Source organism: Algoriphagus terrigena DSM 22685 (assembly GCF_000429445.1).
Taxonomy (GTDB): Bacteria; Bacteroidota; Bacteroidia; order Cytophagales; family Cyclobacteriaceae; genus Algoriphagus; species Algoriphagus terrigena.
Genome location: NZ_AUBW01000005.1, coordinates 149,223 through 162,719, shown reverse-complemented (window position 1 = coordinate 162,719; position 13,497 = coordinate 149,223). Strand labels below are relative to the sequence as shown.

The window sequence follows — 13,497 nt, the reverse complement described above, 5'->3', positions numbered from 1 at the left end:
TTCAGACCTGCTACACCCCACTGCCAATTTCTGGCAGCTTGGGGCGTTTATTGTTTCCGCCAGTGGGCAGAATGCATGGAAAGGGAAGGTTTGATACCCAGCGGAAGCGATTGATGGAGTATGCCCAGCCGATAGCCTGTCCACTTGGCAAAAAGCGAAGCAAACGTCTTTGGCAGTAGTCGCGGACTATGCTCCCAAACATAGGCAATCTCTGAGCGAAGGTAGCTGAAACCTTCCTTGCCGGCTTTGCCGAACTTTTCAAATATCCAGGGATTGTCCCGGTGAAATACCCCGATGTCGAAATACCTCCTGAATTCCTCCGCCAGGGAATAGTCGTGTGAATGGTACACACGAGCTTCGGCCAAATAGGCCAGTTCCCATCCCTTGAGCATCATCTGTCCGGCGATAAGCACGTCCTCGCCGAGGATGGTGCCCGATGGAAATCCTCCCGCGTCAAAATAAGCTTCCGCTCGGTATGCGGCAAAGGAATTGGAGCAGGAGATCGTGCGGATACCCAATCTTTCCCGGTCTTGAAAGGTGCGGATCTGGGACTTTTCCGGGTAGTTGAAGAGGCGGGAATGAGATTCCAGCACTTTCGCATGGCGATGGGGCAGCTGTCGCCCATAGCACATTCCGAGCTTTGGGTTCGAATCAAGAGCTAAGACCATTTTCTCCAGCGCGTCAGCGTTTTCCAAGATGGCATCCTGTGTCAGGAAGACAAAGACTTCAGCATCCGGATACGCTTTGATTGCCAGATCTCGCGTCCCTCCATGATCAAAATCCTTCTTGTCTAGCGTGATCAAATCGTGCGCAATGCCACTGAAGTAGCCCAAAGTGCCATCCGTGGAACCAGAATCGACCACCACCAGTCGGTTGATAGCTTGAGTCTGTTTCAGAATTCCCGCTACCACCTCCTCCATTCTAGCGCCGCCGTTTAGCGTGGGGATATAGAGATTGACTTTCATTTGTGAGTGAGCTTTTTTAATCGTTTTCTATTTCCACTTCCGCGTAGTCTGCAATGCCGCTGACGAGTTTCTCGTTGACTTTTGCCTTGCCTTTGCCGACAAATACCAGCGTCGGTTTGCCCTCGGCGCCATGATGTTCATTGCCCAATAGCTGGATCCTGTCGGGATAGTTGCTCCTTAACGTGACATTTTCCTTTCCTCCAGGGAGTAGCTCGATCTTGTTGTCTTGGATCAGGAGATTGGGACTGCCCTCGTCCAGAATCACCGGACCTGCGGAGCGTATCTCATTTCCGATCAGACGGATATCAGTCGCGGACTTTTTCACGATGACCGCGGTGGTCTTCAGACTTTCGATTTGGTTGTCCTCAACGGCTACACTTCCTGCCCCGGCTATGAAGAGGACGTTGGATTCGCTGTTGTTTTTCAGATCATTGCCTTTCAACACCAGATTTCCTTTCATGTTGATATTGAATCTTGCATGGGAAAAGGAGTTGGAAAGCACTTCAAACTGCTCCACCTCGATCTTGTTGGGCAGGGAGAGCGAGCCGATCTGGCTGTCTTTGATCAGGATGTGCTTCGCCTTGGTATTCGCCATGAGATTGATGCTGCTGTACTGGCTGGATTCGATCCTGAGATCTGCGAGACCCAGCACGATCTCCACCTGATTGTCAGCTTGGTTTTCTCTGGTCAGGATGATGCCGCAGTCCTCGATATATAGCGCGGGACGGTTGTTGCCGATGGCCTGATTTCGGTAGATGACCAAGCCGGAGATATTGATCAGCGTGCCGAAGCCGGAGCCGTCGGGAGTGGATTGTCCCTTGACAAAGCCATTTTCGCAGCTCAGATTGTAAGCAATCGTGGTCGAGATTTCTTTTGCTCTTTCGGGGGAACGATTGTTAATATCAATCCCATCGGCCGCATTGCGATCCAGCACGTTGCCGGAAAAGGTGTAGTCGCTTTCCTTGCCGCTATCGCCAAACGCCACCTGAATCCCAGACATACCATTGTGGTGGATGGTACTGTTCAGGACTTCCGCTTTGCGACTGCCGTAGATGAAAATGCCGTTTTCTCCGTTTTTGAAGATTTCTGAGTCTCTGATCGAAATCGTGTTACTGGTCAGAATCCTGATTCCGGTGCCCGGTTGATAGGAATGTGTCTCCGTTCTGCTGCTTCCAAAGTGATGGATCCTGGATGAAAGCACTTCCAATCCGCTACATTGAAAAGCCAATATCCCCGGATAAGCACGAAGCTTAGTAGAGTCTCCTTGAAAATCCGAGTTTACAATGCGGATTCGCTGGCTTTTTCGCAGGTGTATTGCCTCATTTTTTGATCTTGCCCTCACCGAAATGTAAATGTCGGTCACGCTGTCCGCCTTGATCAGCGGATTGGGCGAGCTTTGCTTTTCGATCGAGTAGTCGCCAGTCTTCGCGTCGGGATGGTGGGCCAAGGTTCCTGTGGAAACCAAATGGACTCCTGATCGGAGCTGGAGTGTCCGAATCATAAAATTTCCTTCGGGAATAAAAACCGTGTCGCCGGGAGAGGATTCGTCCAGAACTTTTTGGATGGCGGCAGTATTGTCGCGGATACTGTCACCTACAGCGCCAAAATCAGTCACTGTCCGCCGGATTCCGGTGCTGGAAGCCGCCGGAAGCGAATCGTTGCCAGAGCTTTGGTCAGAGGTGAACAGAAACAAAAGAAGTGTAAGAAGCAGTTGCATATCAATAATAGGTTTACTCTAGGATGGTTTCCCATGTCTGGGTTGCGGTTTTTTCCCAAGAGAAGTCTCTTGCCCGTTCGAGTCCTTTCTCTACACAGTAGAGATAGGTTTTTTCGTCGTGGACCAGCATCTCGATTCCCTGCTGGATGGCGCTGACTTCACTCGGAGTGACACAGATGGCGGCACCCCCGGCGATTTCCGGTAGTGAAGACTCGGACGAGGTCAGTACCGGAGTACCCGAAGCCATCGATTCGATTACGGGCAGTCCGAAGCCTTCCATCTTGGAGACAAACAGGGTTGCATGTGCCCCTTTGTACACCGAGGGAAGATCTTCCTCCGGGATCATACCCAAAAACCTTACCCGGCTTTCGATTCCTAAGGTGCGGATGAGGGTGTCAATCTCCGGTTCCGGATGTCCGGAGAGCGCGAACACAAAATCCTTCGAAATATCCGCCTGAGCGAAAGCTTCGAGCATCGCAGGGATATTTTTATAAGTCCGCCGGTTGCCGACATAGAGAAAGTAAGGTCTGTCCAGCTCGTATTCCCGTTCGTTTTGCAGGAAGTTCTCCCCGACACCGTTGTAGATCACCCGAATCAAGTCGGCTGGAATGCCCAATTTTTCCACCAAAAGAGACTTGCTATACTCGGACACGGTGATGATCTTTTTCGCCCTTTTTGCCAAAGGGGCGATCACCCAGCGGTAGTATTCTTTATGCAGCCGTGAGTAGTAAAACAAGTGCATCAAGTCGTGTATAGTAAAGACAAAGGGCATTGCCGAAAACAGCGGCGGGATGAACGTCGGACTGTAGAAGACGTCCGCTTCGGATTTTCTGATCTTTTGGGCCAGGTGGAAGGGAGCCAGAAAACCGGCGGCGTTTTCCTCCTGCGGAAGCGGAATCGCTTTCACAAAGTCCGGCTTGCGGGCCATCACTTCGCGATAGAGTCTTCCGATGCCGGTATCTCCGTCCCAGCTGGAGTCGATCAATACTTTTTTCCCGTTCATAGGGTCTTGATTTTGGTATGGTGAAAGTCGATTGCATGCTGGGATCCTACCAGCCAGATCAGGACAAAATACACCGCGACGTCATTGTCATATCCCGAATACAGGATCATCATGATGGCGAGGATGGGGAGGAAAAGCACGATCAACATCCCAATTTGCCCGATTCGTTGAAGGCAGGCTTGGAAAAACAGGCCGATAAAAGCGGTGAAAGCCAAGAATCCAATGATTCCAAACTCCACATAAGTGGTCATGAAGGTGTTGTGAATATGCGGTTCGCCGCGATAGAACTTTGCGTTTTCCTGCAGAAAGTCTCTCGCTTCCAAGAATCCACCTCCCCAAATAGAAAGCTCAGAAAAGTGAGTGAAAAACGCTGTCCAATACACGATCCGGATGCCCATGCCGTCGTTGGAAGAAGTGATCGAGTCGATCCGTACGACCTGCGTGAGAAAGAACGGGAGCGCGATCGCCACTGCGACGAGGAGGACGATTCTCCATTTTCGCTCCAGAATCATCCAACTCAAGGCAAAAATTCCAATCAAAAGCGCGACCATCGGCGTCCTGGAAAGACTCAGGAAGGCGATCAAAAAGACAAAGAGAATGCGGACTGCACTCAGTTTGTGCTTTTGTAGAACAGGTATGAAGACAAATACAAACCCCAAGAGGGCTATCCTGGCTCCAAACATATTTTTGTCGTCCAATCCCCAGTAATAAAGTCCAGGTCGGTACAGTCCGCTGGCTTGACCCGACGTGTCGGATCCCAGAATCAGGCGAAAGTCAAACGAAGCGTGGTAAACCAGCAGTTGAAGTAAGCTGAGCAGCAATAGGATGCCCAGCGTCCAGTCGAGAAAGTGGGTCAAGCGGGTGTTTTCACGCTTACTGAGCCAGTGGATGGAGCACACTAAAAAGAGGGGATTGACCAGCAACTTTGCTGCGTTTCCGATCTCCTGAGAGCTTCCTGAGTACGTCAATCCTACGACTACAAGCCCATATCCAACATACACGGCCAACGCGATCATCCATTTATTAAGATGGATAGACCACGATTCCCGAACGAAGAAGAAAGAGGAAATCAGGAAAAAGACGGGGTAGACTTTCCAGGGAAGAAAGATGCTGACCAATGAAAGCAAAAGGAGACTTTCCGTCAGGGTGACGGATTTCCGGCTGAAATCAGATCGGGTCGGCGGGCCTGTGAGAGAATGGGAACTCATATCAGGCGCGGGATTTTTGGAGCATAGCTGCGCGGACGACTTGATCGTACTCCGAGATCAGGCGGTCTTTGTCCAGGAAACGCGAAACAGAATCAGAAGCAGCTGCACTCAGACGGTTATAGAGTGCAGGATAATCATAAAGTCGGACCATCGCCTCACCCAGAGAGTTTGCCTGCTCCGGATGACAAATCAGGCCGTTTAGCTCATGTTTGACGCTTTCACCGAGTCCGCCCTTTCCGGAAGTGATGACCGGAACACCATGCGCCAGGGCTTCGATGGCCACCATCCCGAGCGGCTCTTCCCACAGACTGGGAACTACCAGCGCATCAATTGTTTTAAGGAATTCGCTTGGTTTGACAAACCCGACAAATTCCACTTGCGAACTTTTAGCGAGGTGGCGAAACTCCTCCAAGGTATTTTCGTTGCCATTTCCGGCGATTTTCAAACTCGCGGGAATGCTCAACTTTTGAAATTGCTCGATCAGCCATTCGACGCCCTTGACTTTTGAGATGGTACCCAAATACCCCAAAACGAGCTTTTCTCTTGGTTTTCGTATGCGGGGAGGCAGCGACTCGGGTGCAGTCCTCACGTTATAGATGACTTCCTTGGAGGCGTTGGAAAAGTAGCCTGCAGAAACAAACCGATTCAAGATACTTTGACTGATACCTACGACCGCCGAGACTTTAGAAGAAGTGGTGGGATGGTTGCTTCGTAGTAGCTGACAGCTCAGGCATTGCGTTTCGCAGGGGACTCCAGCTTTGTTCATGTTACTGTTGGGGCAAAGCAAATAGAAGTCGTGAAGCACCTGGATGATGGGGATTCCAGCCGCATGGATCTCGTCCCAAACTGCTATTGACCAGCCCGCCAGGTTGTGACACGAAACGACGTCGGGGCGCTCTTCCTGGAGGATTTGCCGGATGGTCTCTCCCATCCCGACATTTTTCCGATCCCGAAAGTGCCACGCCATTCTGGAGAGGGTTGGGGCCTGCGCGTCACCATACGGCCAATACCCGTTTTTTAACGGAACACGGATCACTTTGACCCCATTCACCTCGTCGACTGTTTTGGTTTTTTCGGCATGAAGACTCGCTACCACCACCTCATGGCCCCGGCTTTTCATCCCTTCGACGATCAGTTGGAGCGAAAGCTCGGCTCCTCCTTTGATCAGAGGGCTATACAAGGAGTTGACGTACAGTATTTTCATGTGTTAAAAAAGATCAAGATAAAAGATCCCGATACAGCTTGCTAAGGCCATCTGTCGCGACAACGGGGTCGTTTGCTTTTTGTACGTGCTCTCTCATGGTCCTCCCCATCTGCAGAAGCGCAAGCGGGTCGTTTTTTTTCAGTTCAAGTACGTGCCCGATGGCGTAGCGGAGCTTTGACTCATGCTCGGACTCGGATGCATAGGTATACGAAAACACTCCGGAATCCGCGGCAGCCAGTTCATCAATGGTGCCAATTCTCGGGCAGATCACCGTGCGGCCATAGGAGAAGGCCAAAATCACCGTCCCGGAATTGAGACTGCTTCTCAGGTCATAGGGCAAGACCAGCAGATCAGATGCCCCGATGAAGTCCGGGATTTGATGATCTTCCACGAAACCCAGGCGTAGATCAATCTGGTCTGCGCCGGATGCCAGCCTCCGGAGATCCTCTGCATAGTCCTGTGACGCAGGCTTGCCCGCAATCGTGAGTTGAATAGCATCTCCAAATTCCCTGCACACCCGGATCAGGAGTTCTAGATTTTTGTAAGGTTTCACCGCCCCCATGAATAAAAGCTTCAGGGGTTCTTGTGGGTTTTTGGGAAGTTCAAGGGCTTTCCCGTATACGTCGATGAAATGCGGGTGGGGAATCAACAGGATTTTGCTCCGAAACTTCGGATAAATCTCTCTCAAAAAGGTCTCCGTGGCGGCGCAGTGGATGACGACGGCATCGACGCTTTTCAGAAGCAATTTCACCAGAATGGTACTCAGCTTTCCGGACCCCTTTTCGTGGGAAAGGCGGTTGTGCATCGTCCAGACGAGCTTTTTTCCGCTCGCTTTGATGGCCAGCAGTGCGACGATTTTTCGGGAAAAACTTTTCCACATCGCACCCTTCGAGCTTTCATCCAGATTCTCAAACCAATTCAAATGAACCAGTCGGATGGATTGGAAATGAGCCCTGCTCTTGAAAAGGTCGTCCAAGGGATTCACCACGAATCCTTTTTCCTCGATTCCCTTCACAAGAATGTGGATGTATTGATTTTCCGAATTGTCCGGAGGGTTAAAAATGATGGGGATAGCTGCTTCCGCCTGGCTCATGATTTTCGAAAACTCTTTAAAAATGTCGTTGCAATTTCCTGGCTAGACAGGTCGAACTGTCTTCGGCTTTTCCACCAATTCATCGCTTTTTCCCAGCTGTTGCTCTTCATGGACAGCAGCATGGTATAGGCTTTTCGCTTTTGCATCAGCTGCGCAAAGTGCGTCTGTAGGTAATCCTTGGCGATCCGGTCCGTGTCATCGGCGGGCTCGTTTTTCAAAAAATCCCGCAGCCAAACGGCATAGCCGAGATTTGCTTCCATCTTGATCAGATCGCTCCCGGTGGAAGTGATAGACTGGGCGTTACTGCGGTATTTAAACACCGGACGGTTGGTATGTGCAATCCCCAGATCCCGAGAGGCAATGAATGCCGTGATATCGTCCGAACCCCAAGCTAGGGGAAGATTGAAAAATCCACCCTGCGCGCGAAGCGAGTCGATGCGATAGACATAGTCCGAGATGTAGTTGGAGCGGAGTTGCTCGAGACGCTGCCAGATGGAATCAAATACGTGCTCGAACGCGGGAAGTGCCGGAGTCAACCGGACAGTCTCTCCGGCATCGTTGATTATTTTGCTGCGGCAGTGGTAGACATTTAGGCCGGGAAAATTTTCGATCAACTTAGAAAACTCACGAAGATAATCTGGGTGTAGGAGGTCGTCATCCCCCATTATGAGGAAAAATTCCCCAATTGCGAGCGAAAGGCATTTGTTCCAGTTGTCGACCAAGTGGTAGGCTCCGACATTTTTTTCATTGGTGAAATATCGGATCCGAGGATCTGTAAACTTTCTCACTACCTCGTCAACGGGTTGAGGAGAGCAGTCGTTGAGTATGATCAGCTCGAAGTCTCCGACCGTTTGGGCAAGGATGCTGGAGATACACTCTTCGAGGAAGCTGCTTTTGAAAGCGGGTATGCAGATAGAAAACTTGACCATCTTTGTTTAGTTGGCTCGTCTTGTAAAGCGTTGTAAATAGGCGTTCAGGAGCTGTTTTTCGCCCGGTCTGATCAAAAATACTCCGGCCACAGCCAGAAATATCAGGGAAAATATGCCTGAGTTCAGAATCATCTTGACCCATTCCGAATTCCCCAACCCGAGCCACTTTTGCAATCCGTACGCTCCGCCAAAGGACAAAAGCCCTACCATTAAAGCTGGCACGAAGGAGGTGGCGAGGATTTTCCAGCTGCTGAGCTTAAGCACCTTGGGAATGTAATACACATAGAAAAACCCAATCTGAATCGACATGTACACCAGATATCCCAACACCGCCGCGCCGACATTCATCGTGGGAGCGAGGACCACCGTGATGGGAAGTGAAACGATGCAGGAGATCGCCGAGGAAAAGATCAGCGCCTTGGTCTTGCCAGAAGAGAGTACCAGGCTCGCCACCGGTGTATTGTGCATGTTGAGCAGGACAGTCAGCAGCCAGAGATTGAGCCAGGGAGCGAGGTAGAGATAATCGGGTCCCATGTATAGACCGAGTAGATCGTGGGAATTGAGGATCAGGATGAAGACCACAAAACAGAGGAATAGCGAGATGTAGCGGGTCGCTTCCAAGACCATCCGCTCGATCTTGTCGTGATTTCCCTCCGCGTAGATCTTTGACGCAGAAGGAAGTAGCACCTGTAGAAAGATGCTTCCAAATGAAATCACCAGCATCGCTATCGTCTGGATCACCCGGTAATCTGTGAGCACATCGATGCTGGAGGCATATCTCGCCAAGAGGATTGGTCGGAGCTCGTTGGCAGTCAGCTGGAAGATTCCCATCAGGAAGATCGCAGCGCTGTAGCCGATGATCTCTTTGAAGATCGGCAAGTCCCACTTCGGAAGCAGGAGCTGGGAGAGCTTGATTGGGAATACTTTCAACCTAAAGATATTCAGTGGAATAGGCAGAAGGGTTGCCAAGGTATAGCCGAGGAAGTAAGCCGGAAGCGACCATTTGAACTGAACTGCAATCAACGCGACACCGAAATTGGCCAAGCTGCTGATCAGAAATGCCCGGTTCACGTGTCCAAGCTCGTCTTTTGCGCTGAGCAGCTGCACGACGACATTGGATAGCCAGTTGGGGACTGTGCTGGCCGAAAGGATAAACATCATCGTGCGATAGACGGGGATCTGGTCTGGGGAAAGCTTGAAGAAATACTCCCCGTTGAAAGCCATAAACAAGAAAACCAGCGTATTGACCAAGCCGATGACGCCATAGAAGATGACCCCGGACCTGGAGGCCCGGCTGATCGAATCCCAGTCGCCTTTTGCTTCCCATTGGGAAAGGAACCTGACAGAGCCGACGTTCATTCCGAGATCCATCAGACGCAGATAGGCGTTGAGCGAAAAAGCCAAAGCAATCAGGCCGTAATCGCCTTTGCCATAGTATCCTACCAGCAAAGGAATGGTGATGAATTTGGCTCCTGCATCCAGAATTTTGGAGACGATGCCCCACACCGAACCGGAAAAAATGCGTTTAGCTGCTGGAGATGGACTTTTCAATTAAGATATTTTTGATGAAATTTCTACTGGCCACCTTTCCAAAAGTCGGCCAAAAGCCAAGTCTTTTTCCGGTCTGCGTTGGTCCGGTGGTTTTAATGTCCTAAAAAAGACCGGCAGGTTTCAGGCTTGGCAAGGAATTTAGTCATCTTTTCTGAATCAATTTTTGCGGATGGGTCATCAGTCCGCAGCTCAAACCTAAAAATCCAATGCAAGACATACTCATTATCGGTGCCTTTGACCGATACAACTACGGCGATCTACTTTTTCCGATCATTCTAGAAAAACAGCTACAGACCTACGGACTTGACTTCCGATTTCAGTTTTTTGGTTTGGTCAAAAGTGATCTGAGGCCCGAAGGCGGGATTCCGACTCAGGGCCTTCAGGACTTTTACCGGCAATGCAGTGATCCCGATCACCCGGTGCATGTCATCATCGCCGGCGGCGAAGCCTTGGGGGTGACTTGGAATTCACTCTATGCGGCGCTCAGTCCGGTTTTTCAGAAGATCAACTATCGTCACAAAAGGATCAACAAGATTCTTGATCTCAATGGACTGACGAGGAAGTTTCTGGGAGGTAAGACTAGGCTTCCGTTTCTGTTGGGTAAAAAGCGATTCCCCGGGATCAGATCCATTATTCTCAATTCTTTGGGGGGATCTGGACTCAGTGACGCGACCTTTTTGAAATACCGGGAGCTTATACCCAAGTTGCAGCACGCGGACTATTTTGCCGTCAGGGACGAGGTGACTCTTCGAAATGTCCTGAACGCTGGATTGGAGGCTCATCTTTTTCCCGATTCCGCGATTTTGATGGCTGAGTTTTTTCCTCTGGGAACTCTGAAAGACAAGGTAAGTGCGGACGTGCGAGCTTATGTGGAGACTCATCGGGGAGCTTATGCCTTTGTCCAGATCAACAAAAAAACAACCCGAGGCCATGAAAAGACCATCGCTGCGGAGCTGGACCGGGTGCATGAAGAAGGACATACGGAGCTGTGCTTTTGCCCGATCGGGAAAGCGCTGGATCATGACGATCATGAAGCACTACACCATCTGGGCAAGTTGGTGAAGTCACCCTTTACCTATTTTGATGCGGACACGATCTGGGATATCATGTACCTGATCGCCAATTCGAAATGCTATATCGGGACGAGTCTCCATGGGGCCATCACAGCGATGAGCTATGCGGTGCCGCATGTGGGCTTGAAGGTGGAGAAGCTGAGTGCCTATCTGGGGACTTGGGGCGTGGAGGGCAATCGGGACGCGGTGGAGTTTTCCGGCTTGTTTGACCGATTTATGACCGCGACCGGTGTTGCCAAAGAAGAACTGGAGGAATCCAGAGACCGGCAGTTTGCCGAGATCCGTAAGGCCTTTGACTTGATGGTGGCGACGATCACCTCAAAACCGGAGGTGAAGGAATAAACCTGGCGGGGGAAAACAAAAAAACAGCGGGACTTCCCGCTGCCTTTCGTTTAGTTGACCCAATCCAAAATTTTTAAGCATATCTACCCACTTCAAATCCTGCGATTTCAGTGGAAGTGTCTTTTTGCTGATGAAGCTCGGCGACGATTTTCCCAGAAGCCGGAGCCAAAGAGACACCCATCATCGAATGTCCGCTGTTGACTAGGACATTGGTGTAGTTTGGCGCGAAACCGATGTAGGGCAATCCGTCGGGGGAGCAAGGTCGGAGCCCTTTCCAGATCTTTCCTTCTTCGGGAAACTTCGCCTGAAAGTCCGGATAGTAGCGGTTGATGGCTTCATAGATTCCTTTGACCCGGTTTCGGTTGATCGATTGGTTCGTACCGGCGATCTCCATCGTGCCGCCAAATCGAATGTGTGCACCGTAAGGGCTGACAGCGACTTTTTGTTCGGTAAGGATCGTGGCCTGCATGATCTCCGGTTTGTTTTCCTGGAGGAACGAGTAGCCTTTGCCACCCATCATCGGAAGTGAAAAACCCAACATCTGGGCGAGTTCGCCAGACCAGGAACCACCGCAAAGGATGACCTTTTCAGCATCGATCTTTCCTTTGTCTGTGATGACTGCGGAGACTTTCGAGCCGGTCTTTTCAAAGTCTGTCACTTGCGTGTTGGAGAGAAATTTGACGCCCTTTTCTTTCAGATACTTGTTCAAAAAGCCATACAAAGCTCCGGGATCCAGGTGCGCATCACCGGGAAGAAGTACCGCTCCGCGGGCTTTCAGTTCGAGATTGGGTTCCACTTTTCGGAGATCGTCCGGTGTCAGGATTTCCGCTTCCAGTCCGTGCTTTCTCGCCAAATGAGCAAATTCAACCTCTTCTTTTTCTACAGCCTGTGTCTGATACGCCATCATCAGGCCTTTCTCCTGAAGTGCCAGAGCCGCCTCAGGATGCGCTTCTTTAAACTCCAGATAGAGGAATTTGCTCAGTAGGCTGAGGTTTTTGAGGAAAGGAATCGCACGATTGACCTGAGCCTCATTGGCGGCTTTGAAGAAAAGAAGGCACCACTTGGCCAGCTTCATATCCAAGCGGGGATGGATGTAGAAGGGGCTTTTGGAAGAAAACATCCAGGAAATCCCCTTGCTGATCATACCCGGAGCGGCCAAGGGAATAATGTGGCTGGGCACGATCATGCCGGCATTGCCTGTGGAGCAATTTTCCGAAAGGTCGGTCCGGTCGATAACCGTGACTTCGATTCCTTCTTTGTTCAGAAAATAAGCAGTGAACAAACCGACGATTCCGCCGCCGATGATGAGGGTTGGTTTCATAATAGAGTCAAGAGCTTAGAACCAAGAGCCTAGACGCTGGAACCAGAATTCTTGATTCTTGGCTCTTGCATCTTATCTCTCAAATCACTTGAAATCCATGGACATACGGATCGTCGTCGTCCAGGATGATGGTATTGTATCCGTACACTTTGGCCCATCCTTCGATGCTCGGAATGATGGCCGGTTTTCCCCCGATCTCGGTGACTTCCTCGATTCGCCCGGTAAACTTAGAGCCGATGAAGCTCTCGTGGACGAACTCATCGCCCGGCCTCAGCCAGCCCTTGGCAAACCACTGCGCCATTCGCGCAGACGTACCGGTGCCGCAGGGTGAGCGGTCGATGGCCTTGTCTCCGTAGAATACCGCATTTCGTGCCGTGCTGGTCGGATCGAGCGTTTTTCCTGTCCAAAGGACATGCGAAAGTCCGCGGATCTTGTCGTGTTCCGGATGGACAAAGTCGTATCGTTCGTTCATCTTTTGGCGGAGATTTCGCGCCATGGAGATAAGCTGTTCGGCTTTGAAATGTTCGATTCCGGGGAAGTTCTCCTGCGGATCGACGATGCAGTAGAAGTTGCCGCCATAAGCGACATCCACGGTGAGCTTGCCAAGTTCTTCGATCTCGATTTCCAGACTTTCCGCGGCCAAGAAACTCTTTACGTTGGTCAGTTTGACGGATTTGACCTTTTTGCCCTCCTGCTTGTACTCAATCAGTACGAGACCGGCTGGTGCTTCCATTCTCAGAAAGCCGGGTGTTTTCGGATGAATCAAGCCTTCCTCGATGGCAATCGTAATGGTGCCGATCGTACCGTGTCCACACATCGGCAGGCAACCCGAGGTTTCGATAAAGAGGACAGCGAAATCATTTTCCGGATCGTGTGGAGGGAAAAGCATCGAGCCAGACATCATGTCGTGACCACGCGGCTCAAACATGAGTCCGGTGCGAATCCAATCCAGATTTTCCAGGAAATATTGACGTTTTTCGAGCATGTTGTTTCCTTTCAGAAAAGGAACTCCACCGGAAACAACCCTGACGGGATTGCCGCAGGTATGGGCGTCGATGCAGCTAAAGGTATGGCGGGAGGGCATTTTTAGG

The 13,497-nt window shown here is 50.8% G+C and carries 11 protein-coding genes; 1 reads left to right on the top strand and 10 read right to left on the bottom strand.

Annotated features, from left to right (window positions below):
• Window positions 1-47: 47 nt before the first annotated feature.
• The 8 genes from G459_RS0104870 to G459_RS26860 are packed head-to-tail and all read right to left on the bottom strand — an operon-like array spanning window position 48 to window position 9,670.
• Entirely contained in the window at window positions 48-965 is a 918-nt protein-coding gene (locus G459_RS0104870) for a glycosyltransferase family 2 protein (RefSeq protein WP_026966628.1), read from the bottom strand.
• 16 nt (window positions 966-981) lie between these two features.
• Complete coding sequence (locus G459_RS26875) at window positions 982-2,682, bottom strand: right-handed parallel beta-helix repeat-containing protein (RefSeq protein WP_051315078.1); 1,701 nt, start codon at window positions 2,680-2,682, stop codon at window positions 982-984.
• 13 nt (window positions 2,683-2,695) lie between these two features.
• Window positions 2,696-3,685 carry a glycosyltransferase family 4 protein gene (locus G459_RS0104860; RefSeq protein ID WP_026966627.1) on the bottom strand — a complete coding sequence of 330 codons (990 nt, stop codon included), beginning with the start codon at window positions 3,683-3,685 and terminating at the stop codon, window positions 2,696-2,698.
• A complete protein-coding gene (locus G459_RS26870; protein ID WP_051315077.1) occupies window positions 3,682-4,893 on the bottom strand; it encodes an O-antigen ligase family protein in 1,212 nt (403 codons plus the stop codon). Before G459_RS26870 ends, G459_RS0104860 begins: the two co-directional genes overlap by 4 nt.
• A 1-nt stretch (window position 4,894) precedes the next feature.
• Window positions 4,895-6,097 carry a glycosyltransferase family 4 protein gene (locus G459_RS0104850; RefSeq protein WP_026966626.1) on the bottom strand — a complete coding sequence of 401 codons (1,203 nt, stop codon included), beginning with the start codon at window positions 6,095-6,097 and terminating at the stop codon, window positions 4,895-4,897.
• Window positions 6,098-6,110: 13 nt separating this feature from the next.
• Complete coding sequence (locus tag G459_RS26865) at window positions 6,111-7,190, bottom strand: glycosyltransferase (protein ID WP_035455185.1); 1,080 nt, start codon at window positions 7,188-7,190, stop codon at window positions 6,111-6,113.
• The gene (locus G459_RS0104840) at window positions 7,187-8,119 is read right to left on the bottom strand and encodes a glycosyltransferase family 2 protein (protein ID WP_026966625.1); all 933 of its coding nucleotides are present in this window, start codon (window positions 8,117-8,119) and stop codon (window positions 7,187-7,189) included. The genes G459_RS26865 and G459_RS0104840 overlap by 4 nt, the downstream gene beginning before the upstream one ends.
• A gap of 6 nt (window positions 8,120-8,125) precedes the next feature.
• Entirely contained in the window at window positions 8,126-9,670 is a 1,545-nt protein-coding gene (locus G459_RS26860; protein ID WP_051315076.1) for a lipopolysaccharide biosynthesis protein, read from the bottom strand.
• A 206-nt stretch (window positions 9,671-9,876) separates the two neighbouring features.
• On the opposite strand from G459_RS26860, the gene G459_RS0104830 reads away from it, so the two are divergent.
• On the top strand, window positions 9,877-11,085 hold the full coding sequence (locus G459_RS0104830; protein WP_026966624.1) for a polysaccharide pyruvyl transferase family protein: 1,209 nt from the start codon (window positions 9,877-9,879) through the stop codon (window positions 11,083-11,085).
• Window positions 11,086-11,158: 73 nt separating this feature from the next.
• Here the strand turns inward: G459_RS0104830 and G459_RS0104825 are convergent, their stop codons facing one another.
• Both G459_RS0104825 and G459_RS0104820 read right to left on the bottom strand, forming a co-directional pair.
• Window positions 11,159-12,406 (bottom strand): NAD(P)/FAD-dependent oxidoreductase, encoded by a 1,248-nt coding sequence (locus G459_RS0104825; protein WP_026966623.1) that lies wholly within the window; start codon window positions 12,404-12,406, stop codon window positions 11,159-11,161.
• Between the two features lie 79 nt (window positions 12,407-12,485).
• The gene (locus G459_RS0104820; protein WP_026966622.1) at window positions 12,486-13,490 is read right to left on the bottom strand and encodes a 4-hydroxyproline epimerase; all 1,005 of its coding nucleotides are present in this window, start codon (window positions 13,488-13,490) and stop codon (window positions 12,486-12,488) included.
• Window positions 13,491-13,497 lie beyond the last annotated feature (7 nt).

Excerpts from the sequence above, each read along its gene's own strand:
- G459_RS0104870 (WP_026966628.1), bottom strand. The coding sequence starts at position 965 with ATGAAAGTCAATCTCTATATCCCCACGCTAAACGGCGGCGCTAGAATG.
- G459_RS26875 (WP_051315078.1), bottom strand. The coding sequence starts at position 2,682 with ATGCAACTGCTTCTTACACTTCTTTTGTTTCTGTTCACCTCTGACCAA.
- G459_RS0104860 (WP_026966627.1), bottom strand. The coding sequence starts at position 3,685 with ATGAACGGGAAAAAAGTATTGATCGACTCCAGCTGGGACGGAGATACC.
- G459_RS26870 (WP_051315077.1), bottom strand. The coding sequence starts at position 4,893 with ATGAGTTCCCATTCTCTCACAGGCCCGCCGACCCGATCTGATTTCAGC.
- G459_RS0104850 (WP_026966626.1), bottom strand. The coding sequence starts at position 6,097 with ATGAAAATACTGTACGTCAACTCCTTGTATAGCCCTCTGATCAAAGGA.
- G459_RS26865 (WP_035455185.1), bottom strand. The coding sequence starts at position 7,190 with ATGAGCCAGGCGGAAGCAGCTATCCCCATCATTTTTAACCCTCCGGAC.
- G459_RS0104840 (WP_026966625.1), bottom strand. The coding sequence starts at position 8,119 with ATGGTCAAGTTTTCTATCTGCATACCCGCTTTCAAAAGCAGCTTCCTC.
- G459_RS0104830 (WP_026966624.1), top strand. The coding sequence starts at position 9,877 with ATGCAAGACATACTCATTATCGGTGCCTTTGACCGATACAACTACGGC.
- G459_RS0104825 (WP_026966623.1), bottom strand. The coding sequence starts at position 12,406 with ATGAAACCAACCCTCATCATCGGCGGCGGAATCGTCGGTTTGTTCACT.
- G459_RS0104820 (WP_026966622.1), bottom strand. The coding sequence starts at position 13,490 with ATGCCCTCCCGCCATACCTTTAGCTGCATCGACGCCCATACCTGCGGC.